At 64.8% G+C, this 21,744-nt stretch carries 22 protein-coding genes; 11 read left to right on the top strand and 11 right to left on the bottom strand.

The features are described 5' to 3' along the window. Positions 1–7: 7 nt before the first annotated feature. Together FJ490_RS18230 and FJ490_RS18235 are read right to left on the bottom strand one after the other, a co-directional pair. Positions 8–1,417, bottom strand: a complete 1,410-nt coding sequence (locus FJ490_RS18230; RefSeq protein WP_140516934.1) for an ATP-binding protein — start codon at positions 1,415–1,417, stop codon at positions 8–10. Further along, positions 1,414–2,130 carry a response regulator transcription factor gene (locus FJ490_RS18235; RefSeq protein ID WP_140556209.1) on the bottom strand — a complete coding sequence of 239 codons (717 nt, stop codon included), beginning with the start codon at positions 2,128–2,130 and terminating at the stop codon, positions 1,414–1,416. The genes FJ490_RS18230 and FJ490_RS18235 overlap by 4 nt, the downstream gene beginning before the upstream one ends. A gap of 280 nt (positions 2,131–2,410) precedes the next feature. Here FJ490_RS18235 and FJ490_RS18240 point away from each other — a divergent pair, with 280 nt between their 5' ends. The 4 genes from FJ490_RS18240 to clpS all read left to right on the top strand — a co-directional run bounded on the left by FJ490_RS18240 (position 2,411) and on the right by clpS (position 3,926). Beyond that, positions 2,411–2,713 (top strand): hypothetical protein, encoded by a 303-nt coding sequence (locus FJ490_RS18240; protein WP_140556114.1) that lies wholly within the window; start codon positions 2,411–2,413, stop codon positions 2,711–2,713. Between the two features lie 38 nt (positions 2,714–2,751). Beyond that, on the top strand, positions 2,752–2,985 hold the full coding sequence (locus FJ490_RS18245) for a hypothetical protein (protein ID WP_140496055.1): 234 nt from the start codon (positions 2,752–2,754) through the stop codon (positions 2,983–2,985). A gap of 211 nt (positions 2,986–3,196) precedes the next feature. Next, complete coding sequence (locus FJ490_RS18250) at positions 3,197–3,520, top strand: hypothetical protein (RefSeq protein ID WP_140624184.1); 324 nt, start codon at positions 3,197–3,199, stop codon at positions 3,518–3,520. Between the two features lie 100 nt (positions 3,521–3,620). Beyond that, positions 3,621–3,926, top strand: a complete 306-nt coding sequence (gene clpS / locus FJ490_RS18255; protein ID WP_140496053.1) for an ATP-dependent Clp protease adapter ClpS — start codon at positions 3,621–3,623, stop codon at positions 3,924–3,926. Positions 3,927–3,972: 46 nt separating this feature from the next. Here clpS and FJ490_RS18260 read toward each other — a convergent pair whose 3' ends face one another. The 4 genes from FJ490_RS18260 to FJ490_RS18275 form a co-directional block, all read right to left on the bottom strand. After that, positions 3,973–6,051, bottom strand: a complete 2,079-nt coding sequence (locus FJ490_RS18260) for a hypothetical protein (protein WP_140728539.1) — start codon at positions 6,049–6,051, stop codon at positions 3,973–3,975. Between the two features lie 63 nt (positions 6,052–6,114). Next, on the bottom strand, positions 6,115–8,937 hold the full coding sequence (locus tag FJ490_RS18265) for a DUF4159 domain-containing protein (protein WP_140728540.1): 2,823 nt from the start codon (positions 8,935–8,937) through the stop codon (positions 6,115–6,117). Continuing rightward, positions 8,934–9,947, bottom strand: coding sequence for a DUF58 domain-containing protein (locus FJ490_RS18270; RefSeq protein ID WP_140728541.1), 1,014 nt, complete (start codon positions 9,945–9,947; stop codon positions 8,934–8,936). Before FJ490_RS18270 ends, FJ490_RS18265 begins: the two co-directional genes overlap by 4 nt. After that, the gene (locus FJ490_RS18275) at positions 9,947–10,951 is read right to left on the bottom strand and encodes a MoxR family ATPase (protein WP_140496049.1); all 1,005 of its coding nucleotides are present in this window, start codon (positions 10,949–10,951) and stop codon (positions 9,947–9,949) included. Before FJ490_RS18275 ends, FJ490_RS18270 begins: the two co-directional genes overlap by 1 nt. A gap of 135 nt (positions 10,952–11,086) precedes the next feature. Here FJ490_RS18275 and FJ490_RS18280 point away from each other — a divergent pair, with 135 nt between their 5' ends. Genes FJ490_RS18280 through FJ490_RS18290 form a run of 3 tightly spaced genes read left to right on the top strand, consistent with a single transcriptional unit; the run spans position 11,087 to position 13,624 of the window. Next, on the top strand, positions 11,087–11,716 hold the full coding sequence (locus FJ490_RS18280) for a DUF1285 domain-containing protein (RefSeq protein WP_140517010.1): 630 nt from the start codon (positions 11,087–11,089) through the stop codon (positions 11,714–11,716). Positions 11,717–11,729: 13 nt separating this feature from the next. Then, complete coding sequence (locus tag FJ490_RS18285) at positions 11,730–12,362, top strand: CoA pyrophosphatase (protein WP_140524963.1); 633 nt, start codon at positions 11,730–11,732, stop codon at positions 12,360–12,362. Beyond that, the gene (locus FJ490_RS18290; protein WP_140728542.1) at positions 12,359–13,624 is read left to right on the top strand and encodes a CCA tRNA nucleotidyltransferase; all 1,266 of its coding nucleotides are present in this window, start codon (positions 12,359–12,361) and stop codon (positions 13,622–13,624) included. Before FJ490_RS18285 ends, FJ490_RS18290 begins: the two co-directional genes overlap by 4 nt. Before the next feature lie 58 nt (positions 13,625–13,682). Here the strand turns inward: FJ490_RS18290 and FJ490_RS18295 are convergent, their stop codons facing one another. From FJ490_RS18295 to hemF, 3 genes are all read right to left on the bottom strand, one after another. Continuing rightward, a complete protein-coding gene (locus FJ490_RS18295; protein ID WP_140496047.1) occupies positions 13,683–13,868 on the bottom strand; it encodes a DUF1059 domain-containing protein in 186 nt (61 codons plus the stop codon). A 215-nt stretch (positions 13,869–14,083) separates the two neighbouring features. After that, a complete protein-coding gene (locus FJ490_RS18300; protein ID WP_140516926.1) occupies positions 14,084–14,344 on the bottom strand; it encodes a DUF1344 domain-containing protein in 261 nt (86 codons plus the stop codon). Positions 14,345–14,653: 309 nt separating this feature from the next. Beyond that, complete coding sequence (hemF, locus tag FJ490_RS18305; protein ID WP_140496045.1) at positions 14,654–15,568, bottom strand: oxygen-dependent coproporphyrinogen oxidase; 915 nt, start codon at positions 15,566–15,568, stop codon at positions 14,654–14,656. Between the two features lie 119 nt (positions 15,569–15,687). Between hemF and FJ490_RS18310 the strand changes: the two genes are divergently transcribed. Further along, the gene (locus FJ490_RS18310; protein ID WP_140496044.1) at positions 15,688–15,945 is read left to right on the top strand and encodes a hypothetical protein; all 258 of its coding nucleotides are present in this window, start codon (positions 15,688–15,690) and stop codon (positions 15,943–15,945) included. Between the two features lie 68 nt (positions 15,946–16,013). Here FJ490_RS18310 and soxR read toward each other — a convergent pair whose 3' ends face one another. Further along, positions 16,014–16,484 (bottom strand): redox-sensitive transcriptional activator SoxR, encoded by a 471-nt coding sequence (gene soxR / locus FJ490_RS18315; protein WP_140496043.1) that lies wholly within the window; start codon positions 16,482–16,484, stop codon positions 16,014–16,016. Positions 16,485–16,634: 150 nt separating this feature from the next. Further along, positions 16,635–17,108, bottom strand: a complete 474-nt coding sequence (locus FJ490_RS18320; RefSeq protein ID WP_140496042.1) for a tRNA (cytidine(34)-2'-O)-methyltransferase — start codon at positions 17,106–17,108, stop codon at positions 16,635–16,637. Between the two features lie 283 nt (positions 17,109–17,391). Here FJ490_RS18320 and FJ490_RS18325 point away from each other — a divergent pair, with 283 nt between their 5' ends. The 3 genes from FJ490_RS18325 to FJ490_RS18335 are packed head-to-tail and all read left to right on the top strand — an operon-like array spanning position 17,392 to position 21,740. Next, positions 17,392–17,913, top strand: coding sequence for a hypothetical protein (locus tag FJ490_RS18325; RefSeq protein WP_181165223.1), 522 nt, complete (start codon positions 17,392–17,394; stop codon positions 17,911–17,913). 28 nt (positions 17,914–17,941) lie between these two features. Beyond that, positions 17,942–19,843, top strand: a complete 1,902-nt coding sequence (locus FJ490_RS18330) for an ABC transporter ATP-binding protein (protein WP_140649707.1) — start codon at positions 17,942–17,944, stop codon at positions 19,841–19,843. A gap of 13 nt (positions 19,844–19,856) precedes the next feature. Further along, a complete protein-coding gene (locus tag FJ490_RS18335) occupies positions 19,857–21,740 on the top strand; it encodes an ABC transporter ATP-binding protein (protein WP_140728650.1) in 1,884 nt (627 codons plus the stop codon). Positions 21,741–21,744 lie beyond the last annotated feature (4 nt).

Here is a 21,744-nt window from a genome sequence, read left to right on the forward strand (position 1 = left end):
TCCTGTCTCAAGTCGCCAGCGGCAGCCTCAATTCCGTCAGCAGGCCGCCCTCCGGATGGTTGGACAGGCGGATCTCGCCGCCGGCGGCACGGGCGATGTTGCGGGCGATGGTGAGGCCGAGGCCGAGGCCGCCGGTCTGGCGGCTGCGGGACTGCTCCAGGCGTACGAAAGATCCGAACACGGCGTCGATCTGGGCTTGCGGAATGCCCGGCCCTTCGTCGCGTATGGCCAGCGTGATCATGTCGCCCGACCGGTACAGGCAGAGATGCGCCTTCTTGCCGTAGGTGACGGCATTCTGGACAAGGTTGGTGATGCAGCGCTTGAGCGCGACCGGCCGCGCCATGCAGATCAGGCCGCGCGAGCGCGTATCGTCATTGTCGAAGGAGACCTCGGTGTAGCCGTCGGCGATCGATTCCACCAGCGACCAGAAGTCGATGCGCTCGCTCTTTTCCTCGTTCACCTCGAAAGTGGCGAAGTCGATGACCGAACTGGCGATGCTTTCGACATCGGCGAGATCGTGCGCCAGCGCCTCGCGAACCGCCGACTTGCGCAACAGTTCCAGGCGCAGCCGCATCCTGGTCATCGGCGTGCGCAGGTCGTGCGCCAGCGCGGCGGCCAGGTGCTCACGGTCCTCGACATATTCACGCAGTCTCGCCTGCATGGCGTTGATCGCCTTGGCGGCGGCGCGCACCTCGCGGCTGCCGCTTTCGGCGATCGGCGGGCTCTTGAGGTCATTGCCGATCCGGTTCACGGCGGTTTCCATCATTCGGTAGGGCGCGGTCAGCCGGCGCAGCGACCAGATCGACATGATCACCACCAGCCCCGCTATCAGCGAATAGAGCGGCAGGCTGTCGAAGCTCAGGATCGGGCCGACCGGCGTGATCGGCTCGGTGAAGTTCAGCCATTGGCCGTCGGCGAAGCGCAGCGAGGCGGTCAGCTTGTCACTCTGGGCGAAATTCGCCGCCAGCACCAGGAGATCGCGTTCCACCTGGCCGACGTCCCTGTTCATGACCTCGCCACCGGGGCTGTCGGATTCCTGCGTCGCCGGATCGCGCCGGACGCGCGCGTCGGTGACGCCGAACTTCGACAGCCGTCCAACGAGAATGTCTTCCAACTCGGCGAGTTCATCGTCGCCGGCGATCGACGAGGTGACCGCGGGGGTGTCTGAAACCGTGAGAGCATAGGTGGCGTTGAACAGGCCGGATGCGGTCGCCTTGCGTTCCTCGGGCGTGGCGGCATGCATCAGCTGCACCAGCGAATAGGCGCGGTCGTTGAGGCGGTAGAGATCGACCACGTCATTGGCGGCCGCGCGGTCGCGCGACACGATGTAGAGCGTCGCGACCTGACTGATCAGCAGGCCGGCAATGACGATCAGCAGCACCCAGACAGGCAGGGTCTGCGGCAGGAAACGTCTCATTCGGAAGTCGTTTCGGGGAGGAACTGATAGCCGCCGCTGCGCACCGTCAGGATCAGCTTGGGCGTCTTGGGATCATCTTCCATCTTGCGCCGCAGCCGGCTGACCAGGATGTCGATGCTGCGGTCGAAGGAATAATCGCTGTCGCCGCCGGAGAGTTCGATGAGCTGGTCGCGGGTCAGCACGCGCTGTGCGCTCTTGACGAAGGTCTGCAACAGGTTGAACTCCGCCATGGTCAGTTCGACCCTGACATCGTCGGGCGCGGTCAGCCGGCGCCGCGAACAATCCATCGTCCAGCCGGCGAAGCGGTAGATCTGCTTCGATGTGGCGCGCTTGGGCTCGGGGGCGCCGTTGCGCCGCAGCACGGCGCGTATGCGGGCCAGCAATTCGCGGGGGTCGAAAGGTTTGGGCACATAGTCGTCGGCGCCCATCTCGAGGCCAACCACGCGGTCTGTCGTCTCGGTGACGGCGGTCAACATGATGATCGGCGTCGAATACTGGGCCCGGATGTCACGGCACAGTTCCAGCCCGCTCCTGCCGGGCAGCATGACGTCGAGCACGATGAGATCGACCTGTGCACGGCGCAGGATCGTTTCCATCTCGGTGCCGTCGGCGGCAACCGATGTGTGCAGACCGCGCTTCTGGAAGAACTCCTGCAGCAGGTCGCGAATGCCCTTGTCGTCGTCGACGATCAGTATGTGTGCGTCGGATTTCACGGGGATCCTGTCTTCGTTGACCTGCCAAGCCGGCAGGCGGCCACCCACACGATAGAATTCGGGCCATATGTTGGCCAGTGCCTTGGATTTCAAGGCAAGGTAAATCCGGCAATCTCCACACTGAATGCGCTGGAAGCCTCCCGCCGGGGCGCACAGACACAATCCAGAAACAAAATTCTACAATCGGGAAAAACTCCTGAAAAACTAGGCCGGCATAACGGTGCCGTGGCGGTCAGGTCATTTGGCCGCGACGCAAGTCTCCGGGTTCACGGATTAACCGATGCCAAGGTTGTCGATCAGTTTGTTGGGTGCGTTGATGGGCATTTCGCTCGTCACAGCCGCTGCTGGACAATCGGATGCAAAAGTGACGCCCACCACCCGGACCGAGCGGTGTGCCAATCTCAGCCACCAATTCGACGAAGCCCTCGAAACCCATGCCACGGCAACGCAGGTCACCGCGGCAAAGGCACTTCAGAGAAAGGGCAACCGGTACTGCGCCGCCAAGAAACAGGCACAGGGCATCCGGATGCTCGCCAACGCTTTGAAGTTGCTGGGGGTGACACCGAACGACCCGGTTCAGTGACACTCGAAACCCGACCCGCATGAAAAGGAAATGAAGCCATGAAAAAGTCCATCCTCTCCGCCACCGGTCTCGCCGTTGCTCTCGCCTTCGCCATGCCGGCTCTCGGCAACGCCGCTGCCACCACGACCGCCGCTCCGGCTGCTTCCTCGACGACCACCGCTCCGGCGACCACGACCGCCAAGCCTCCGGTGAAGAAGGTCGTTGCCAAGAAGCACAAGAAGGCGAAGAAGACTGTCAAGAAGACCGACAAGAAGGTCGCTCCGAAGGCTTAATCCAGGTCGGGCACACTGCCTGCCTTATGACAAGGCCGCTCCAGTCGCGTTTTGCTGGAGCGGCCTTCTTCCTGTCCGAAAAAGCCGAAGGCCGTGTATCGGCAGTGAAGCGAACGGACAGGTCCGAACGATGTGGCCGAAGCCGGCGCCGGCGGTTTTGTCTCGATCGGCCTTAACCCGATTGCAAGGCCGGCGCCGTAGGACAATCCGCATGAAGAGGCGGCTTTCGTCCATTCTGCGCTCGATCGTGTTCGGCGGCCTGGTCGCCACCGGCGCCGCCCGGCTTATGATCCTGCTCACCGCCAGTCCCGTGCCGGATCCGGCCAGCGGCCGCACCGAGCCGTCACTGTTCGCGCCTGTGATTTCCACCGACTGGGATTACATCACGCCCGCGCAGACCTGGCTGCTCATCGCACTTGCCAGCGTGACGCTGATCTGCGTCGTCGCCTGGCCGGTCGCATCCTGGATGGAACGCCGGTCGGATGCTGCCGGAAACTTGCCCTCCCGGAGCGGCTTCGGCCGCCAGGGCCGTTGAACCGCGGGCCGCACTTCCCACATAGCTCTGTGATTGGACGCTCGCTTTCGCCCGTGCGAAAATAGGGGCGTAGCCGAGGCTCGCGCAATTGCCGGTTCCCATGCCTGAAATCACGACAAAACCCCGTACGCAGACCCTACCCAAGACTGAGCGGCCGAAGCTCTACAAGGTCATCCTGCTCAATGACGATTTCACGCCGCGTGAATTCGTGGTGACGGTGCTGAAGGGCGAGTTCAAGCTCAGCGAAGACCAGGCGCATCGGGTGATGATCACGGCGCATCGGCGCGGCGTCTGCGTCGTCGCCGTCTTCACCAAGGACGTCGCCGAGACAAAGGCGACACGGGCCACCGACGCCGGCAAGGCCAAGGGCTATCCGCTAATGTTCACGACGGAGCCGGAGGAGTAGAGCAGGTTTCTTACCTTCTCCCACAAGGGGAGGAGGGAAAATGCTCCTATCGTCCCTCGCGGTACCACATCGAACCCATCGCCAGCAGCAGCAGGCCGAGGCCGAGGAAGCCGCTGAACAGCGGCACGCGCGAGACCGCCTTGAGCACGCTGTCGTCGGTGGTGCGCAGGCCGATCCAGTCGGCGCCGGACGCTTCTCCCGAGGACCGTACGGGGACGATCGAGGGCAAGGTCACGTCGCCGCCTCCAAGGGTCGATCCCGCAAGCCTGCGAACGCTGCCGCCGGTGGCTTCGGCGGGAGCCTTCAGCCGGTCCTGCGTGGAAACGACGTCGGCGAATTCGGGTGCGTTGACCGGCCCGACATGGGCGAGCGCGGTAAGGTCGCCATTGCCGACCTGGTAAAGGCCGATCTCGGAGGTCTGGGCGCTGCCCAGGAAGACACCGGGTTCGGATTTCTCGAGCTTGACGGTAATGGTCTTGCCGGAGGGCGTAATGATCTGGGCCGGGCCGGGGTCGTCGGCCATGGTCTGGCGGCGGATTTCCAGCACCATGCCGCGCCCGTCGGCGGTCAGCCGTTCCTCCTCGAGCTCTGGCTCCTTCATCAGCCAGTGGGCGATGCGGCGGTAGAGCTGGACATGCGGGCCGCCGCCTTCGAAGCCGCGCGCCCACAGCCAGCCCTGGTCGGACAGAAGCATGCCGACGCGGCCTTCTCCCTTGCGGTCGAGCAGGAGCAGCGGCCGGTTGTCGGCCCCCTTCATCACCACCTCGCCTTCGGGATTCTGCACGCCTATGGTGCGGAACCAGCGGCTCCAGTGCGGCGGCTCGCTGGCAGAACCGTCGAGACCGCGCGTCACCGGATGGCGCTGGCCGATGTCGGTGAGGCGTGGGTAGAACGCCTTGTCGACGACCTCGCCGGTCGGCATCGCCGGCAGCGCCGACATCAGCGGCGTGCGCGCGATCGAGCTTTCACCGGCATATTCGGGTCCGGCCGCAATCAGCAGCGCGCCGCCTTTTTCGACATATTCGGAGATGTAGTCGTAATAGAGGATCGGCAGCACGTCGCGGTGCTGGTAGCGGTCGAAGATGATCAGGTCGAAATCCTTGATCTTCTCGACGAACAGTTCCCGCGTCGGGAAGGCGATCAGCGACAATTCGTTGATCGGCGTGCCGTCCTGCTTCTCCGGTGGCCGCAGGATGGTGAAATGGACGAGATCGACCGAGGCGTCGGATTTCAACAGATTGCGCCAGGTGCGCTCGCCCGCATGCGGCTCGCCGGAGACGAGCAGCACGCGCAGGTTCTCGCGAATGCCGTCGACCAGCGCGATGGCGCGGTTGTTGGTGTCGGTGAGCTCGCCCGGCTCGCGATCGATGGCGAGTTCGATGATGTTGCGCCCGGCGCTGGGAATGGTCACCTGCAGCGGCATGGCCTGGCCGACGGTGGCATGCTCGACCGCGACCTGCTCGCCATTGACCGAAACGCGCACATCGACCGGCCCGGTCTCGTTGCTGGTTGAAATGACGCGATAGGTCATATCGAGCGGCTTGCCGACGAGGGCGAAGCGGGGCGCGTTCTCGAAACGTATGCGGCGATCCTTCTCGTGGTCGTTGCCGGTGATCAAGGCGTGCAGCGGGGCATTGAAATCAGGCGCGCCGGCGGGTGCGTCATGCACTTCGCCATCGGTTATCATGACGGCGCCGCCGATGCGCGAGGGCGGCACGTCGCGGAAGGCGTTTTCGAGCGCGCCGAACAGCCGCGTTTCCGTGCGTTCCTCGGCGGCTTCCGACTTGCCGGCCTCGACGACGCGGACGTCGAACTGCTTGAAGCGGCCGAGGCGCTGCTCAAGCCCGGCCAGCGCCTCGTCGGTCTGTTTGGTCCGTTCACCGATGTCCTGGCTCTGGCTCCGGTCGACGATCAGGGCAACCACGCTTTGCTGCGGCTCGCGCTCCTCGTTGAGGAACACCGGATTGAAGAGAGCGGCGGCGAGCGCCAGCAATGCGACGAGGCGCAGGACCGCGCCGCGCTGGCGAAACCACAGGCCGACGGCCGCGAGCAGGGCCAGCGGCACCAGCACAAGGGCCAGCAGCGGCCAGGAGATCAGCGGTTCGAAGGAGATCGACCAGTTCATGCCTTACCCTCCCCCTTGCAGGGAGGGCCGATCCGGGGAGCGAGCGCAAGAAGGAGCGTCATCTTACTGGCCCAACCGTTCAAGCAATATGGGCACGTGCACCTGGTCGGATTTGTAGTTGCCGGTCAGCATGTACATCATGATGTTGACCCCGGCGCGCAACGCATAGATGCGCTGCATCGGGTCGTTGGGCACGGTCGGCAGCAGCGGGTCGCCATTCTCGTCGACGGCCCAGGCGCCGGCGAAATCATTAGCGGTGATCATGATCGGCGAGACGCCGTCACCGGTACGCACCGGCCGGTTTTCGGCATTGCTGGCGTCGAGCGATGCCTCGACCCAGAGCGGGCTGCCGGCGAAGCGGCCGGGGAATTCGGGCAGGATAAAGAAGGATTTGGTCAGCACATGATCCGACGGCACCGGCTCCAGCGGCGGCACGTTGAGGTTGCCGAGGATGTCGCGCAGCCGCTCGGTGGCGGGGCTGGTCGAGTCGGCGCCGATGCCGTTGGCGAACTGGTCGCGCGTGTCGAACAGCACGGTGCCGCCCTGCTGCATATAGGCATCGATACGGGCAATCGCGGCCTGGCTGGGCATGGCTGCGGCCGGATCGATCGGCCAATAGATGAGGGGAAAGAACGAAAGCTCGTCCTTGGAGATGTCGACGCCGGCCGGCGCGCCCGGCTCGAGCGCGGTCTTCTCGATGAGGAAGCGGGTCAGGCCCTCGAGCCCGGCGCGACTGATCGAATCGTCGCCGGGCACGCCGGTCAGCACATAGGCGATCCGGGTCTTGGAGATGTCCTCTATCGCGGCGGTGTCGCCAGGCTTGGCATCGTCGGCGCGCGCGGGGCCGACATGGCCGAACAGCGCGCCGAGCCCGATCAGAATGGCCGCCATGGTGGTTACGGCCGCAGCGCGGCGCGGCCTGCGCGTCAACAGGCCGCCCATCCAGAACACCGCCAGCGTATCGAGCACCATCAGCGCCAGCGCGGCGGCCACCAGCGCGCCCTTCAAATTGCGCGATTCGTCAAAGGCATACTGAATTGTGGTGACCGGGACAGTGATTTGCGGGCGCGCCAGCGGCGCAAGTGTGCTTGTCGCATCGAGCAGATTGTGGGCGAAAACGCCGGCCTCAGAGCCATAGAGGCCGGGCGGGTTTTCGAAGGTCACCGGCAGTGTACCGGCGCCCGGCACCAGCGGGCGCGCATCCGGCGTCGGCGGCACCAGCATTCCGTCGGCCGCTATCATGCGGTAGGGCGCCAGCGAGGTGGCGGCGGCTTCCGCATTGGCGATGGCGGCGCCCTGGTTGCGCGACAACTGCACGATGCGGCGCAGCATCTCGACGAAGCTGCCGGAGATCGGCAGGTTCGACCAGGTCGCTTCGGGCGTGACGTGGAACAGCACGAGCGTGCCCTTGCCCTTCTTCAGGCCGGTGACCAGAGGCGTGCCGTCGGCAAGCGCTGCCCAGGTGCGCTCGACGATATCGGGCGTCGGTTCGGCCAGCACCTGCCTGGAAACGGTCACCTCGGTCGGCGGCGCCAGGTCGGCGAAGGGGCCAGCCTTGGGGAATTCGGTGACCGGCTGCGGCGTGGTCCATGACAATGCGCCGCCGAGCGAGCGTTCGCCGGTGCGCAGACGCACCGGCAGAAGGTCGTCGTCATTGCCGGCGGCGGCCAGCCGCGACCCGGCGAAACGCACCAGGGTGCCCCCCTTTTCAACCCAGTCGACGAGCCTTGGCCTGATCTGTGCGGGAATGGTGCCGATATCGGCCATGACGATCATCGCCGGCTTCTGGTCGAGGATCTGCGGAATGGCGTCGGCCAGGTCGGCGCTGGAAGGTTCGACCAGGTCGGCGAAGGGCTGGAGCGCGCGCCTGATATAGTAGAGCGGCGACAGAAGCGGCTGCGCCTGGTCGGCCTCGGCCTGCGACAGGAGTCCGACGCGGCGGCGCTTGGAGCTTTCGTCCAGCACGCGCACCGCGCCCGCCTGACGCTCGCCATCGAGCGCGATCGAAGCGAAATCATTGCGCAGCTCGAACGGCACCGCCATGGTGCCGGTGGCGGTGGATTGGCCGGGTGCGAAAGTCAGCGTCGCATCGGCGATGCGGCGGCCCTTGTCGTCGAAGGCGCCGGCGGTGACTTGCGCCGGGGCCGCATCGCCGGGCGGCCGGATGGCGGTGAGGGCAAAACCGTCGACCTCGTTCTCGGCGCCCGTCAGGCCGGTCAGCGGCATCCGGTCGGCGACGGCCCACACGACCCGGGCAGCGTTTTTGGACAGAAGCGTGTTGAAGGCGGCCTCGTCGCCCTTCGCCGCCAGGCCGTCGGCCAGCACGGCGACGCTGGCGCCCGGCAGGCGCTCCAGGGCGGCTGCGACGCGCGCGTAGACCGCCGGTCGGTCGGTCGGGATCGGCCGGGGCTTTGCCGCGCGCAGGCGGTCGAGCGCCGCGGCCGCATCGAAGGGGCCGATCTCGGCATTGGGTTTTTCGGCGGTGAAGGCGATGATGATCGGCACGCCGTTCGAACCGGCGTCGGCGATCAGCCGCTCGGCGGTTGCGATGCGCTTGTTCCAGTCGGCGGCGCTTGCCCAGCCATTGTCGACGACCAGCGCCAGGGCCGCGCCCTCGGCCGGCAGTTTCTCGCGCGGATTGAAGACCGGTTCGGCAAGGGCGGCGACGATGAGCGCCGCCATCAGCAGCCTGAGCAGCGTCAGCCACCAGGGGCTCTGCTGCGGGGTTTCCTCGCGCTTCAGCACGCGCGCCAGGATCTTCAGCGGCGGAAACACCTCGGTCTGCGGCCTGGGCGGGGTCAGCCTGAGCAGCCACCAGATCACCGGCAGCGCCAAAAGACCCCACAGCAGCATGGGCGCGCCAAAGGAAAGCGGCAGCCAGCTCATGCGACGGCCTTTCCTGGCTGATCGCCACTAGCGATCATGCCGCCGCGATCGCCAGCGATCGGCCTGGGCTGATCGCCACCAGCGATCATGCCGGCGCGGCCAACAGCGGTCAGCCCGGGCTGACCGCCATCGGTCATCGCCATGTGCAGGCGTACCAGGGCGTCGGAAGCCAGCCGATCGGTGTGGTTGACGGTGAAGCTCCAGCCGAGCCGCTTGCACCAGCTGGCCAGTTCCTGGCGTCGGGCGCCATAGAGCAGGCGATACTCATCGGCCAGCATCTCGGCGCGGCCGGCGGTCAGCTTCTCGCCGCTCTCCGGGTCGGTGAATTCGGTGCGGCCGGCATAGGGGAATGTCTCCTCGGCCGGGTCGGCGACCTCGATCAGATGCGCGCGCACGCCATGGCGGGCGAGCACGTCGAGCCAGGCCATGGTTTCCTCGACCGGGTCGAGGAAATCACTGGCGATGACGATGTCGCAGAAGCGGCGGATGCCGGAGAGATCGGGCTTGGCCGGCAAGTCGCCGGCATGCATGAGCTGGGCGGCGATGCGCTGGGCGCCGTTGCGGGCGGTGAACGGATCGGTAAGGCCGGGCCAGGCGATGCGCTCACCGCTACGGGACAGCAGCTCGGCCATGGCCAGCGCCAGCACCAGGCCGCGCGATTGCTTGGAAACGGCGGCACCGGTCGATTTGTAGAGCATGGACGGCGAGGGGTCGGCCCACAGCCACACCGTATGGGCCGCTTCCCATTCGCGGTCGCGCACATAGGTGTGGTCGTCGCGGGCCGAGCGGCGCCAGTCGATGCGCGAGGAATCGCCTTCGACATAGGGCCGGAACTGCCAGAAATTCTCGCCGATGCCGCGCTTGCGGCGGCCATGCCAGCCGGCGATCACGGTGTTGACGATGCGGCGCGCCTCGACCAGCAAGTCGGGCACGAGCGAAGCCCGCAACCGGCCGCGGGCGAGCGCGTCGCGCGTCGCTGCCGGAGCCTGGAGCTCGCCGATGCGCGCCATCAAATCCCTTTCACGAGCTTGGCCACCACATCGCGCACGCTGGTGCCTTCGGCGCGGGCGGCGAAGGTCAGCGCCATGCGGTGCTGGAGCACCGGCTCGGCCAGAGCCCGCACATCGTCGACCGACGGCGCCAGCCGCCCATCATAGAGCGCGCGCGCCCTCGTGCACAGCATCAGTGCCTGGCTGGCGCGGGGACCCGGGCCCCAGGCGACATGCCTGTCGGTTTCGGCGTTGCCCTGGCCGGGGCGCGCCGAGCGCACCAGGGCCAGGATTGCCTCGACCACGCTTTCAGGCACCGGCATGCGGCGGATCAGCGTCTGGATATCCCTCAGCCGCGCCGGCTGCAGCACATTCTGTGCCTTCGCGTCCTCGACGCCTGTGGTTTCCAAAAGGATGCGGCGCTCGGCCTCGAGTTCGGGATAGAGGATGTCGACCTGCATCAAAAAACGGTCGAGCTGTGCCTCGGGCAGCGGATAGGTGCCTTCCTGTTCCAGCGGGTTTTGCGTCGCGAGCACATGGAAAGGCGAGGGCAGGTCGTGGCGGGCACCGGCAATGGTGACGTGATACTCCTGCATGGCCTGCAGCAGCGCCGACTGGGTGCGCGGCGAGGCGCGGTTGATCTCGTCGGCCATCAGCAACTGCGCGAAGATCGGCCCGGAAATGAAGCGGAAGGAGCGCTTGCCGAATTCGTCCTGCTCCATCACCTCGGAGCCGAGAATGTCCGAGGGCATCAGGTCGGGGGTGAATTGGATGCGGCGCGAATCGAGGCCGAGCACGATGCCCAGCGTCTCGACCAGCTTGGTCTTGGCGAGGCCCGGCACGCCGACCAGCAGCGCGTGGCCGCCGGCCAGAAGCGCCACCAGAGCGCGTTCGACGACACTTTCCTGGCCGAAGATGATGCGACCGACCCCGTCGCGGACCCTAGAAATGTCGGCCAGCGCCTTCTCGGCCTCGGCGATCATGTCTTTTTCGCTGATCGGGCTTTCCTTGACCATCACGCTCATGCAGCATCGATCCTTGTGGTTGGAAATACCAGCTTGACGCAGAATGCCGCGATTCGGCTCCGTCTGGCGCCTGCCTTCAAATTTAAATCACAGAGTTAGGCTGACAAGCGCAACAACAGTGACTATTTCGTGACGATGGCAGAGGGCTCCGAACAAAGACAGCAAAGCCTGGCGGCCGCGACCGAGGCGCGCGGCCTCGAGGCGCTGATCTCGCGTGCGGCCCGCGCCGGCAAGGGGCCGGCCCCGGTGGAGCGCTGGAATCCCGACTTCTGCGGCGATTTGGATATGGAAATCAAGGCTGACGGCACCTGGTTCTATCTCGGCACGCCGATCGGCCGCATGCCGCTGGTACAGCTTTTTTCCTCGGTGCTGCGCAAGGACGCGGACGGCAGGACCTATCTGGTGACGCCGGTGGAAAAGGTCGGCATCCGCGTCGCCGACGCACCCTTCATCGCCGTCGAGATGGATGTCTCGGGCAGCGGCGAGGGCCAGATCATCACGTTCCGCACCAATGTCGGCGACGTCGTCGAGGCCGGACCGGAGCGGCCGCTGCGCTTCGTCGACGAGCACGAGACCGGCGGGCTGAAGCCTTATGTGCTGGTGCGCGGGCGGCTGGAGGCGCTGGTGGCGCGGCCGGTGATGTACGAACTGGTCGAGCATGGCGAGGAGATCGAGATCGGCGGCAGGTTGATGTTTGCCGTTCGTTCGAAAGGCCAGGCCTATCCGATCATGCCGGCCGACAGGCTGAGGCAGCTGAGCGCGTGACGGACAGTTCATGATGGACCAGGTGACGCCGACGCCCTTTTCCATTGCCGATTTGCGCGCGCGCTTTGCCGCGCAGCCGCAGGCGCATGCCGGCGACGACTATGGCGATCATCGCTTCAATCCAGGCCATCCGCGCCTCCACCGGGCGAAACCGCTGCGCGAAGCGGCGGTGCTGATCCCGATCGTCGATCACCAGGACGATGCCACGGTTCTTTTGACCAAGCGGGCCGAGACGCTGCGCAACCATTCCGGGCAGGTGGCCTTTCCCGGCGGGACGATCGATCCGACCGACGCCAGTCCGGAAGCGGCGGCGCTGCGCGAGGCTTTCGAGGAAATCGGCCTTGGCCGGGACCATATCGAGGTCATCGGCCGCATGCCCGATTATGTCGCGGGCAGCGGTTACAGGATCGCGCCGGTGCTGGGCATCGTGCGGCCGCCTTTCCAGTTGACACTCAATGCCGAGGAGGTCGACTTGGCCTTCGAAGTGCCGCTGCGCTTCCTCATGGATCCGGCCAACCACATCAGGGACAGCCGCATTTGGAACGATCTCGAATGGTTCTTCTACGATATGCCCTATGGCGACCGGCGCATCTGGGGCGTCACCGCCGGCATCATCCGCACGCTCTATGAAAGGCTCTATGGGTGAAGGTCTCGATCGCTGACAGGGCCGACTGGCTCGGCGACAAGCATCTGCAGCGCCTGCTTGCCATTCTGGCGAGCGGCGGCGAGGCAGCGCGGGTCGCCGGCGGCGCGGTGCGTAACACGCTGATCGGCCAGCCCGTCGCCGACATCGACATCGCCACCACCTGCCTACCGCAGGAGACAATCCGCCGCGCCGAGGCGGCGAGGTTCAAGACGGTTCCGACCGGCATCGAGCACGGCACGATCACCGTGATTGCCGGCGGCAAGCCTTATGAAATCACCACGCTGCGCGCGGATATCGAGACCGACGGCCGCCGCGCCAAGGTGTCGTTCGGGCGAGACTGGAAGCTTGATGCCGAACGGCGCGACTTCACCATCAATGCGCTCTACGCGGAAGCCGACGGCACGGTCGTCGATCTGGTCGGCGGCGTCGCCGACATAGAGGGGCGCCGGCTGCGCTTCATCGGCGATCCGGAAGCGCGTATCCGCGAGGACTATCTGCGTATCCTGCGCTTTTTCCGCTTCTTCGCCTGGTATGGCGAAGGCCGGCCGGACGCCGAGGGGCTGAAGGCTTGCGCCCGGCTGAAGGGAGGGCTCGTGCAGCTCTCGGCCGAGCGCGTCTGGTCCGAACTCAAGAAACTGTTGTCGGCGGCCGATCCGTCCCGCGCGCTGTTGTGGATGCGGCAGGCGAGCGTTTTGACCAGCGTGCTGCCGGAAAGCGAGAAATGGGGCATCGACGCGATCCACGGCCTGGCCAGAGCCGAGAAGGATCTGGGCTGGACCGCGGACCCGCTGCTCAGGCTGGAGGCGATCGTGCCGCCGGATGCGGCGCGCATGAAGACGCTGGTCGAGCGGCTGAGACTGTCGACGGCGGAAGCAAACCGTTTGCGCGACTGGGCGCTTACGCCGAGGATCGCGCCGAAAACGACCGAAGGCGAACTGGCCAAGACGCTCTACCGCGGCGACCGGCAGGGGGTCGTCGACCGGCTTCGCCTGTCACTCGCAGCGGCACGGGTGCGCGCGGTGGACCAGACCGATGCGCTCATCGAGGCAGGCGGCTTTTCCCGACTTCTCGCCTTCGCATTGAGATGGGAAAGGCCCGTGTTTCCGCTCAAGGGCGCCGATCTGACGGCGATCGGGGGGATGCCCGGGCCAAAACTCGGCGCGATCCTCAGGAATCTCGAAGCGGAATGGGTCGATGCCGGGTTTGGGCCCGATCGCGACGCGCTGCTCAAGCGCGCCGCGCAGGCCCTGAAGGCCGGATAAAGCATCAGTCAACGCAATCCGGGCGGAAATCGCCGCGATTTCCGGGACTTGCTCCAAATCAGGCCGCGTCGCGGACCTTCTCGATGCGCGAGCGGATCGCTTCGATCATCGTTTCGCGGATGATCGTCTCGCCATGCGTCTCGCGCATATGTTCGACGGCACGGCGCATGACCTCAGCTTCCTCCTCGGCGCGCGTGTGCCATTCACAACCTGGAACGAGCGAGCCGCAGTGGAATTCCTTCATGGGATTTCTCCTTTTCCTCCATGGAGTCCGGTCGACCGTCCTGCAAAAGGCGGCAGGGACTCCGCATCTTCTTGGCGCGTTGTCCGACCTTGAGACTGGTTGGACCACGAGCGGGTGAAACCATAACACAGATGGGGTGGCATTGATTGCCGTCAACGACAAAAAGGCGGAGCAGCGCTGCTCCGCACTCTTACGCCAGCCCTATGGGCAGGTCATCACTTCATGATCTTGACTGCCTCGGCAACCTTATCCTTGCCGCTCATGTCCCATGAAACTCTGACCTTCTCGCCGACCTTCAGGCCAGGATCCTTGAAGGTCCGGGGAAGCGTAAAAGACGATCCATTGTCGAGAACCAGGCTTTTGGCCGCCGTATCAAAGGTCTTGATCGTGCCGGTGGTGTGCTTGACGGCGGCGAATGCCACCGAACCGGAAGCAAGAAGGGCAGCCGCTGCGGCCGAAACAATGATCTTGCGCATTGCGAAGTACTCCTGGAAAGCGCGGGCACCCTTTTGGCAGAGGTGTCCCGCATCGTCCTGGGCCGTCCGGTTGCGTCGAGTCGCGATCCGCTTCGTTCTGACGCAATTCCGAACGGAGCACCGCTCTGCACTCCTGGAATTGCGCAGGCGAACCGCCGGCGCTTCCCGACCCGTCCCGACAAATAGCCCAGTCTTTTCCGAAGCCTATTAGACGAAAAAGAAACTTTGCGACGGCTCCCGCGCCACATTCGATGCCCATTTCGAAGCGAATGGGACATCAATGCGGCTCACGGCGCGCTCACCATCTTTTTACGGCCAGCGGGCCTCCGGCGGCAGGCTGGAGAGGATCGAGGCGACATTGCCGCCGGTTTTCAGGCCGAAAATGGTGCCGCGATCATGAAGCAGGTTGAACTCGACATAACGGCCGCGGCGGATGAGCTGTTCGTCGCGGTCGCCATCGGTCCAGTTCTCGTTGAAATTGCCTCGCACGAGATGGCCATAGACGACGAGAAAAGCGCGCCCGACATCCTGGACGAAGTTGAAGTCGGCATTCCAGCCGCCTTTGTCCTCGCCCGAATGCAGCCAGTCGAAAAAGATGCCGCCGGTGCCGCGCGGCTCGTTGCGATGCGGAAGGAAGAAATACTCGTCGCACCAGGCCTTGAATTTCGCATGGTCGGCGACGCCGGCATTCTTCTCGCAGGCGAACTGCATGGCGCGGTGGAAGGCTGTCGTGTCGGGGTCGTCCTGTGTGCGGCGCCGGTCGAGCACCGGGGTGAGGTCGGCGCCGCCGCCGAACCAATGGCGCGAGGTGACGACCATGCGCGTATTCATGTGCACGGCCGGAACGTTGGGGTTCCAAGGGTGCGCGATCAGCGAAATGCCGGATGCCCAGAAGCGCGGGTCCTCCTCGGCGCCGGGCATCTGCTTCCTGAATTCGGGCGAGAACTCGCCGTAAACCGTCGAGGTGTGGACGCCAACCTTCTCGAAGACTCGGCCGTGCATCATCGACATGGTTCCGCCACCACCCTTGCCGGAATCACGCTCCCACGGCGTCCTTTCGAACCGGCCCGGCGACCACGAAGCGAGCGGGCCCTGGAGATCCTGCTCGATCTGCTCGAAGGCGCCGCAGATGCGTTCTCGCAGCGCCTCGAACCACAGCCGTGCCTTCATCTTCTTTTCTTCGATGTCGGCGGGCAGGCCAACCGGTATTTCAGGTCGTTCCAAGTGCTGTCTCCGGTTTCGGGGCGGCCGGCCCCTACAAATGACTCGTCTTTTGCCGGCGCGATCCCTAATCTCTTAGGGGAAAGGGTCAAGTCTGATCTGATCGGAGCAAGGAGACCTTCGTGCGCACCCCGGCAAGACCGCCGCTGGATGGCCTGAAGAAAAAGCTCGATCAAAGCCGGGCTGAACGCGCGCGCATGCCGCGCGACGGATTTTTGCGCGAAACCTTCGTCCTGCCGCGTTCGGACGCTCGCCTCAAGGCAAAGGAATGGTTCGAGCGCTTCCCCAAGCAGGCTTACTGGACCGAGATCGAAAGCTGGTTCGAACGGCCGGGCGATTTGATCGAATTCACCATAAGGCGCCTGCCGGCGGCGGATTAGAATTCCTCGCCCTGTTTACGGGGACAACCCAATACAGGCGTCGCCCCTTGTATCCGCCTTCACTACGCTCAGGCACCTTCTCTCCGTGAACCGAGAGAAGGAAGAACCAGCCTTCTCGCCCCTGTTCCTTCCCTGGCCAGCCGGTCATCCTTGTTGCGGAGCGGACATTTGTCGATCGACATGCAGCCGCAGCCGATGCAGTCGGTCAGCCCGTCGCGCAATTTCTTCAATTGACCGATCTTGCGGTCGAGCCCGTCGCGCCAGGCGGTCGACAGCAGGCTCCAGTCGTCGCGCGTCGGGGTGCGGCCCTCGGGCAGGGATTGAAGCGCCGTCGCTATCTCGGCCAGCGAAATGCCGACCTCCTGCGCGATCTTGATGATGGCCACGCGCCTTAGTACGTCGCGGCCGTAGCGGCGCTGGTTGCCTGACGTGCGGTGGCTGCGGATCAGGCCGCGAGCTTCGTAGAAATGCAGCGCCGACACCGCGACACCGCTGCGCGCGGCCACTTGGCCAACCGTTAATTCCGCTGCTGGCGCCATCTCGCACTTTTCCGCTTGACCTCAAGTTAAGTTGAGCTTGTAGCGAAGAAGCCATCGACATGCAAACGACAGGAGATGGCTATGTGCGCCTGGGTGAGAATGACGGGCGAGGGCCGTGTCGCGGGCGCCGGCGGGACCGTGGCCGCCGCTTCAGCGGATGGCATTCTGGCCCAGTTGTCGCGTGGCTTCGCCGGCCACCATGGCGGCGGAGAGGGCCACATTGATGCTGCGCGCGCCGGCCTGCATCGGGATCGTCAGCCGCGCGTCCGCCGCCTGATGGACCGGATCCGGCACGCCTGCGGATTCACGGCCGAACAAAAGGATATCGCCAGTGGCGAAGTTGAAGCTGGTGTATGGGGTCGCGGCCTTGGTCGACAGCAGCACCAGCCGGCGCGCGCGGGCCTTGCGCCACTCCTCGAAGGCGTGCCAGTCGACATGCCGGGTCAGGGCAGCCATTTCGAGGTAATCCATGCCGGCGCGCCTGAGCGCTTTATCGGAGAGCGGAAAGCCGGCCGGTTCGATGATGTCGACGCCGATCCCGAGGCAGGCGGCGAAGCGCAGGATTGTGCCGGTGTTGCCGGCGATGTCAGGCTGGTAGAGGGCGATGCGGAGACGGTCGTTCATTTCCGCATCCTTCTATTAAGTGGCAAATCGGCCACAGCGGCTTCGCGGTTTTGGAAATTGCTGGACCTGCGGGTGGCCATTTTCTGCGAACTCGGGTATACAGCGTACATTGTCAACCCGAACCGAAGGAGGGGTAATTCATGATGGCCATGCACATCCAGCACCCTCTCCGTGGGCCTACATGCCCGCTGGCGGTTTCGGTACGACGGTTCTCCTGATCTCTTAGACGCTTCCGCACCGATTTCCGCCGAAACCATTCCCTGGTCTTCGAAGGAATCCTGCGATGTTTTTCAAGCTGCCGAAGGGGCCGATGGCCCCGCCCCAACGCGTCTCGACTGATCAGCTGCCGATCCCGCGGCAGGACGTCGAACACCCTTTTTATCTCTATTTTCGCACGGAGGACGGACCGATGTTCGATCCCTACAGAATACCGGGCTCGAGGAGCCTGCATATCCACCGGCTGCCGACCTGGGCGCTGCTGATCGGCGAAACCTATTCGTCGGCGGTCCACGCCGAGGTTCGCCGGCGTCCGCATCGCGGCATGCTGCCGGATGTCGATTTCTCGCGCGCGGTTCCCGACCCGAGCCGGCCCTCGTTGGTGCGCCGTCTCATCCGGGCGATCCGGCCGGGCGCGAAGATCCGCCTTGTCGACACCGCACCGTCAGGATCAACAAAAGAGCCTGTCGGCGAAAAGCCCGCGAACCCCTATATAGCGCGAAGCAGGGCCGACGGTCCGGATGATTCCGGACCGTCGGCCCTCGGCGCCATGCGGTCCGAGGACTTCGCACGTTCACGCGCCGCGTGAGCGGAAACAGATTTCATGAGCATGACCTATGTTGTTGTTTAGCTGGTTTGAAAAAAGGCTCGATCCGTTCCCGGGCGCGGAGCCGGTCGAGCCGCCCAAGACGCTGGTTGCCTTCTGCCTGCATTACACGCGCGGCGCATGGCCCTATATCCTGGTCGATGCGGTGCTGGTGGCGGCAATCGCCATCGCGGAAGTGTGGATGTTCGGCTTCCTCGGCCGCATCGTCGACTGGCTTTCGGCGCAGAACCGCGAAACCTTCCTGCAGACGGAGGGCTGGAAGCTCGCCAGCATGGCCTTCATCGTGCTGTTCGCGCTGCCTGGCACGGTATGGCTGCATTCGCTGCTCAACCAGCAGACGCTGATGGGCAACTATCCCATGCGTATCCGCTGGCAGGTGCATCGCTATCTGCTCAAGCAGTCGATGAGCTTCTACCAGGACGAATTCGCCGGCCGCATCGCCACCAAGCTGATGCAGACGGCGCTCGCCGTGCGCGAATGCGTGATCAAGGTGATCGACGTCCTGAACTACGTCATCGTCTATTTCCTCGGCATGCTGCTCATCGTCGGCTCGGCCGACTGGCGGCTGGCCGCACCGCTCGGCGTGTGGATGGTCGGCTACATCCTTCTGCTGCGCTATTTCATTCCTCGGCTGGGCAAGGTCGGCGAGGAACAGGCCAATGCGCGCTCGGTCATGACCGGCCGCGTTGTCGACAGCTACTCCAACATCCAGACGGTCAAACTGTTCAGCCATGCCCGCCGCGAGGCCTCCTTCGCCAAGGAGGGCATGATGGGCTTCCTCGACACGGTCTACCGGTCGATGCGGCTGGTGACGGTGCTGTTCGGCTCGCTCTACATCCTGAATGCGCTTCTCCTGTTCTCGGTTACCGCCATCTCGTTGTGGCTGTGGCTGGGCCAGGCGGTGACGATCGGCGCGGTCGCCGTGGTCATCGGCCTGGTTCTGCGGATGTGGGGCATGTCGCAGTGGATCATGTGGGAAATGTCGGGCCTGTTCGAGAATATCGGCACGGTGCAGGACGGCATCGCCTCGATTTCGCTGCCGCGCCTTGTCGAGGACAGGCCCGGTGCGAAGGAGATCACGGTCTCCAAAGGCGAGATACGCTTCGAGGACATCCGCTTCCACTATGGCAAGCAGAAGGGCGTCATCGAGAACCTGTCGCTGGCGGTGAAGCCGGGCGAGAAGGTTGGCATTGTCGGCCGCTCCGGCGCCGGCAAGTCGACGCTGGTCAATCTTCTGCTGCGGTTCTACGACCTCGAAGCCGGCCGTATCCTGATCGACGGCCAGGAGATCGCGGCGGTGAAACAGGATTCGCTGCGCGCCCAGATCGGCATGGTCACGCAGGACACCTCGTTGCTGCATCGTTCGGTGCGCGAAAACATCCTCTATGGCCGGCCCGACGCCAGCGACGACATGCTTGTCGAGGCTGCGCGGCGCGCCGAGGCGCTGGACTTCATCGCCGGGCTTTCGGACCATAGCGGCCGCAAGGGACTCGACGCCTATGTCGGCGACCGCGGCGTCAAACTGTCCGGCGGCCAGCGGCAACGCATCGCCATCGCTCGCGTTATGTTGAAGGACGCGCCCATACTTATCCTTGACGAGGCGACGTCGGCGCTGGATTCCGAGGCGGAAGCGGCCATCCAGGAGAACCTCTACAAGCTCATGCAAGGCAAGACCGTCATCGCCATCGCCCACCGGCTGTCGACCATCGCGGCGATGGACAGGCTTGTGGTGATGGACCAAGGCCGCGTCATCGAGGAAGGTTCGCACGAGGAATTGGTGGCCAAGGGCGGGCTCTACGCGCAGCTCTGGCAGCGCCAGTCGGGCGGTTTCCTGCTGGATGACGGCCCGATCGGTGCCGCAAACGACGTTGTTGCCAATGACGTTGGCGCAAAGGGACAAGCCGCTGAATGATGGCCGCCGCCGCATGATGACAGCCGTCTATCGCTGGTTCGAGAACTGGGTCTATCCGTTCAGGGAGCCCACGAATCTTCGGCCGCCGTCCGGCGTCGCCGGTTTTCTCTGGCACTATGTCGGCCAGGCCAAGTTCGCCTTCTTCGCCATGCTGGTCATCGGCGGCATCGCGCCGCTGGTCGAGGCCGGGCTGTTCTACTTTGTCGGGCGGCTGGTCGACATCCTTGACCAGCTTCCCGGCGAACGCAGCTGGCATGCGCTGTGGACGGCCGCCGGGCCGGAACTTGTGTTCATGATCGTCGTGGTGCTGGTCGTCCGCACCATCGTCGTCGGCCTGTCGGCCCTGGTCGACGAGCAGACAATTACGCCCGGCTTCTACAATCTGGTGCGTTGGCAGGCGCACCGGCACGTGTCGCGCCAGTCCTACTCCTTCTTCCAGAACGATTTCGCCGGCCGCATCGCGACAAAAGTCTGGCAGGCTGGGCAAGCGACCGGCGACCTGATGGAAAGCTTCATCGAGGTCGTCTGGTTCATGATCGTCTATACGGTGACGACGCTGGCGCTGGTCGCGGGGCTCGATATCAGGCTCGCAGTGCTGGTGGTGATCTGGATCGCGGCCTTCGCCTGGCTGGCCAGGCTCTATCTGCCGGCAATCCGCAAACATGCCGAGGCGACCGCCGAGGCGGGGTCGATGATCACCGGCCGCATCGTCGATTCCTACTCCAACGTACAGACGCTGAAACTGTTCTCCGCCGATGGCGACGACCGCTACATCAGGAGCGGCTTCGACATTTATCTCGACGCGTTGCGCCCGTTCACGCGCCGGCTGACCGGCGTGCGCATGGCGCTGACGACGCTGTCGGGCATCATGATCACGGCGATCGGCTGCTTTGCCGTCTATCTCTGGGTCCAGGGCTCGATTACCGTCGGCGCGGTCGCCTTCACGCTGTCGCTGGTGCTGCGGCTCAACATGCTGCTTGGCCGGCTGATGATGCAGCTCAACAGCATCCTGCGCAATCTCGGTGTGCTGGAGAATTCCAAGGCGCTGATCTCGCAGCCGCTCGGTCTGGTCGACGCACCCGACGCCCGGGAACTGTTCGTGGCCGGCGGGCGCATCGAGGTGAAGAATGTCGAGTTCCACTACGGCAAGGGGTTCGGCGTGCTCAACGGCATCGATCTCGTGGTGCGGCCGGGCGAGAAGGTCGGGCTGGTCGGGCCGTCCGGCGCCGGCAAGACCACGCTCGCCAACCTTATCCTGCGGTTGTACGAACTCGAAGGCGGAAAGATCGCCATCGACGGCCAGGATGTCTCGCAGGTGACGCAAAATTCGCTGCGCGCCAATATCGGCGTCGTCAGTCAGGACACAGCGCTTTTCCACCGTTCGCTGCGCGACAATATCAAACTCGGCATGCCCGACGCCACCGACGCGCAAGTGATCGCGGCGGCCAGGAAAGCCGAGGCGCATGATTTCATCCTGACCTTGCGCGACAATCGCGACCGACAGGGTTACGAGGCCTATGTGGGCGAGCGCGGCGTCAAACTGTCGGGCGGCCAGCGCCAGCGCGTGGCGATCGCGCGTGTCTTCCTCAAGGATGCACCGATCCTGATATTGGACGAGGCGACCTCGGCACTCGATTCCGACATCGAGGCGGCGATCCAGGAAAACCTGACGCGGCTGATGGAAGGCAAGACGGTCATAGCCATCGCCCACCGGCTGTCGACGATCGCCGCGCTTGACCGCCTCGTCGTGCTCGACGGCGGCCGCATTGTCGAACAAGGCACGCATGACGAACTGGTGGCGCTCGACGGGCTCTACGCGCGGCTGTGGAAGCGTCAGTCCGGCGGCTTCCTCTATCATGAGGAAGCCGTGCTGGAAGAGACGCGGCCGGCGGAGTAGCGGC

Origin of the sequence: Mesorhizobium sp. B2-5-11, from assembly GCF_006440835.1 — a bacterium.
Classification (GTDB): domain Bacteria; phylum Pseudomonadota; class Alphaproteobacteria; order Rhizobiales; family Rhizobiaceae; genus Mesorhizobium.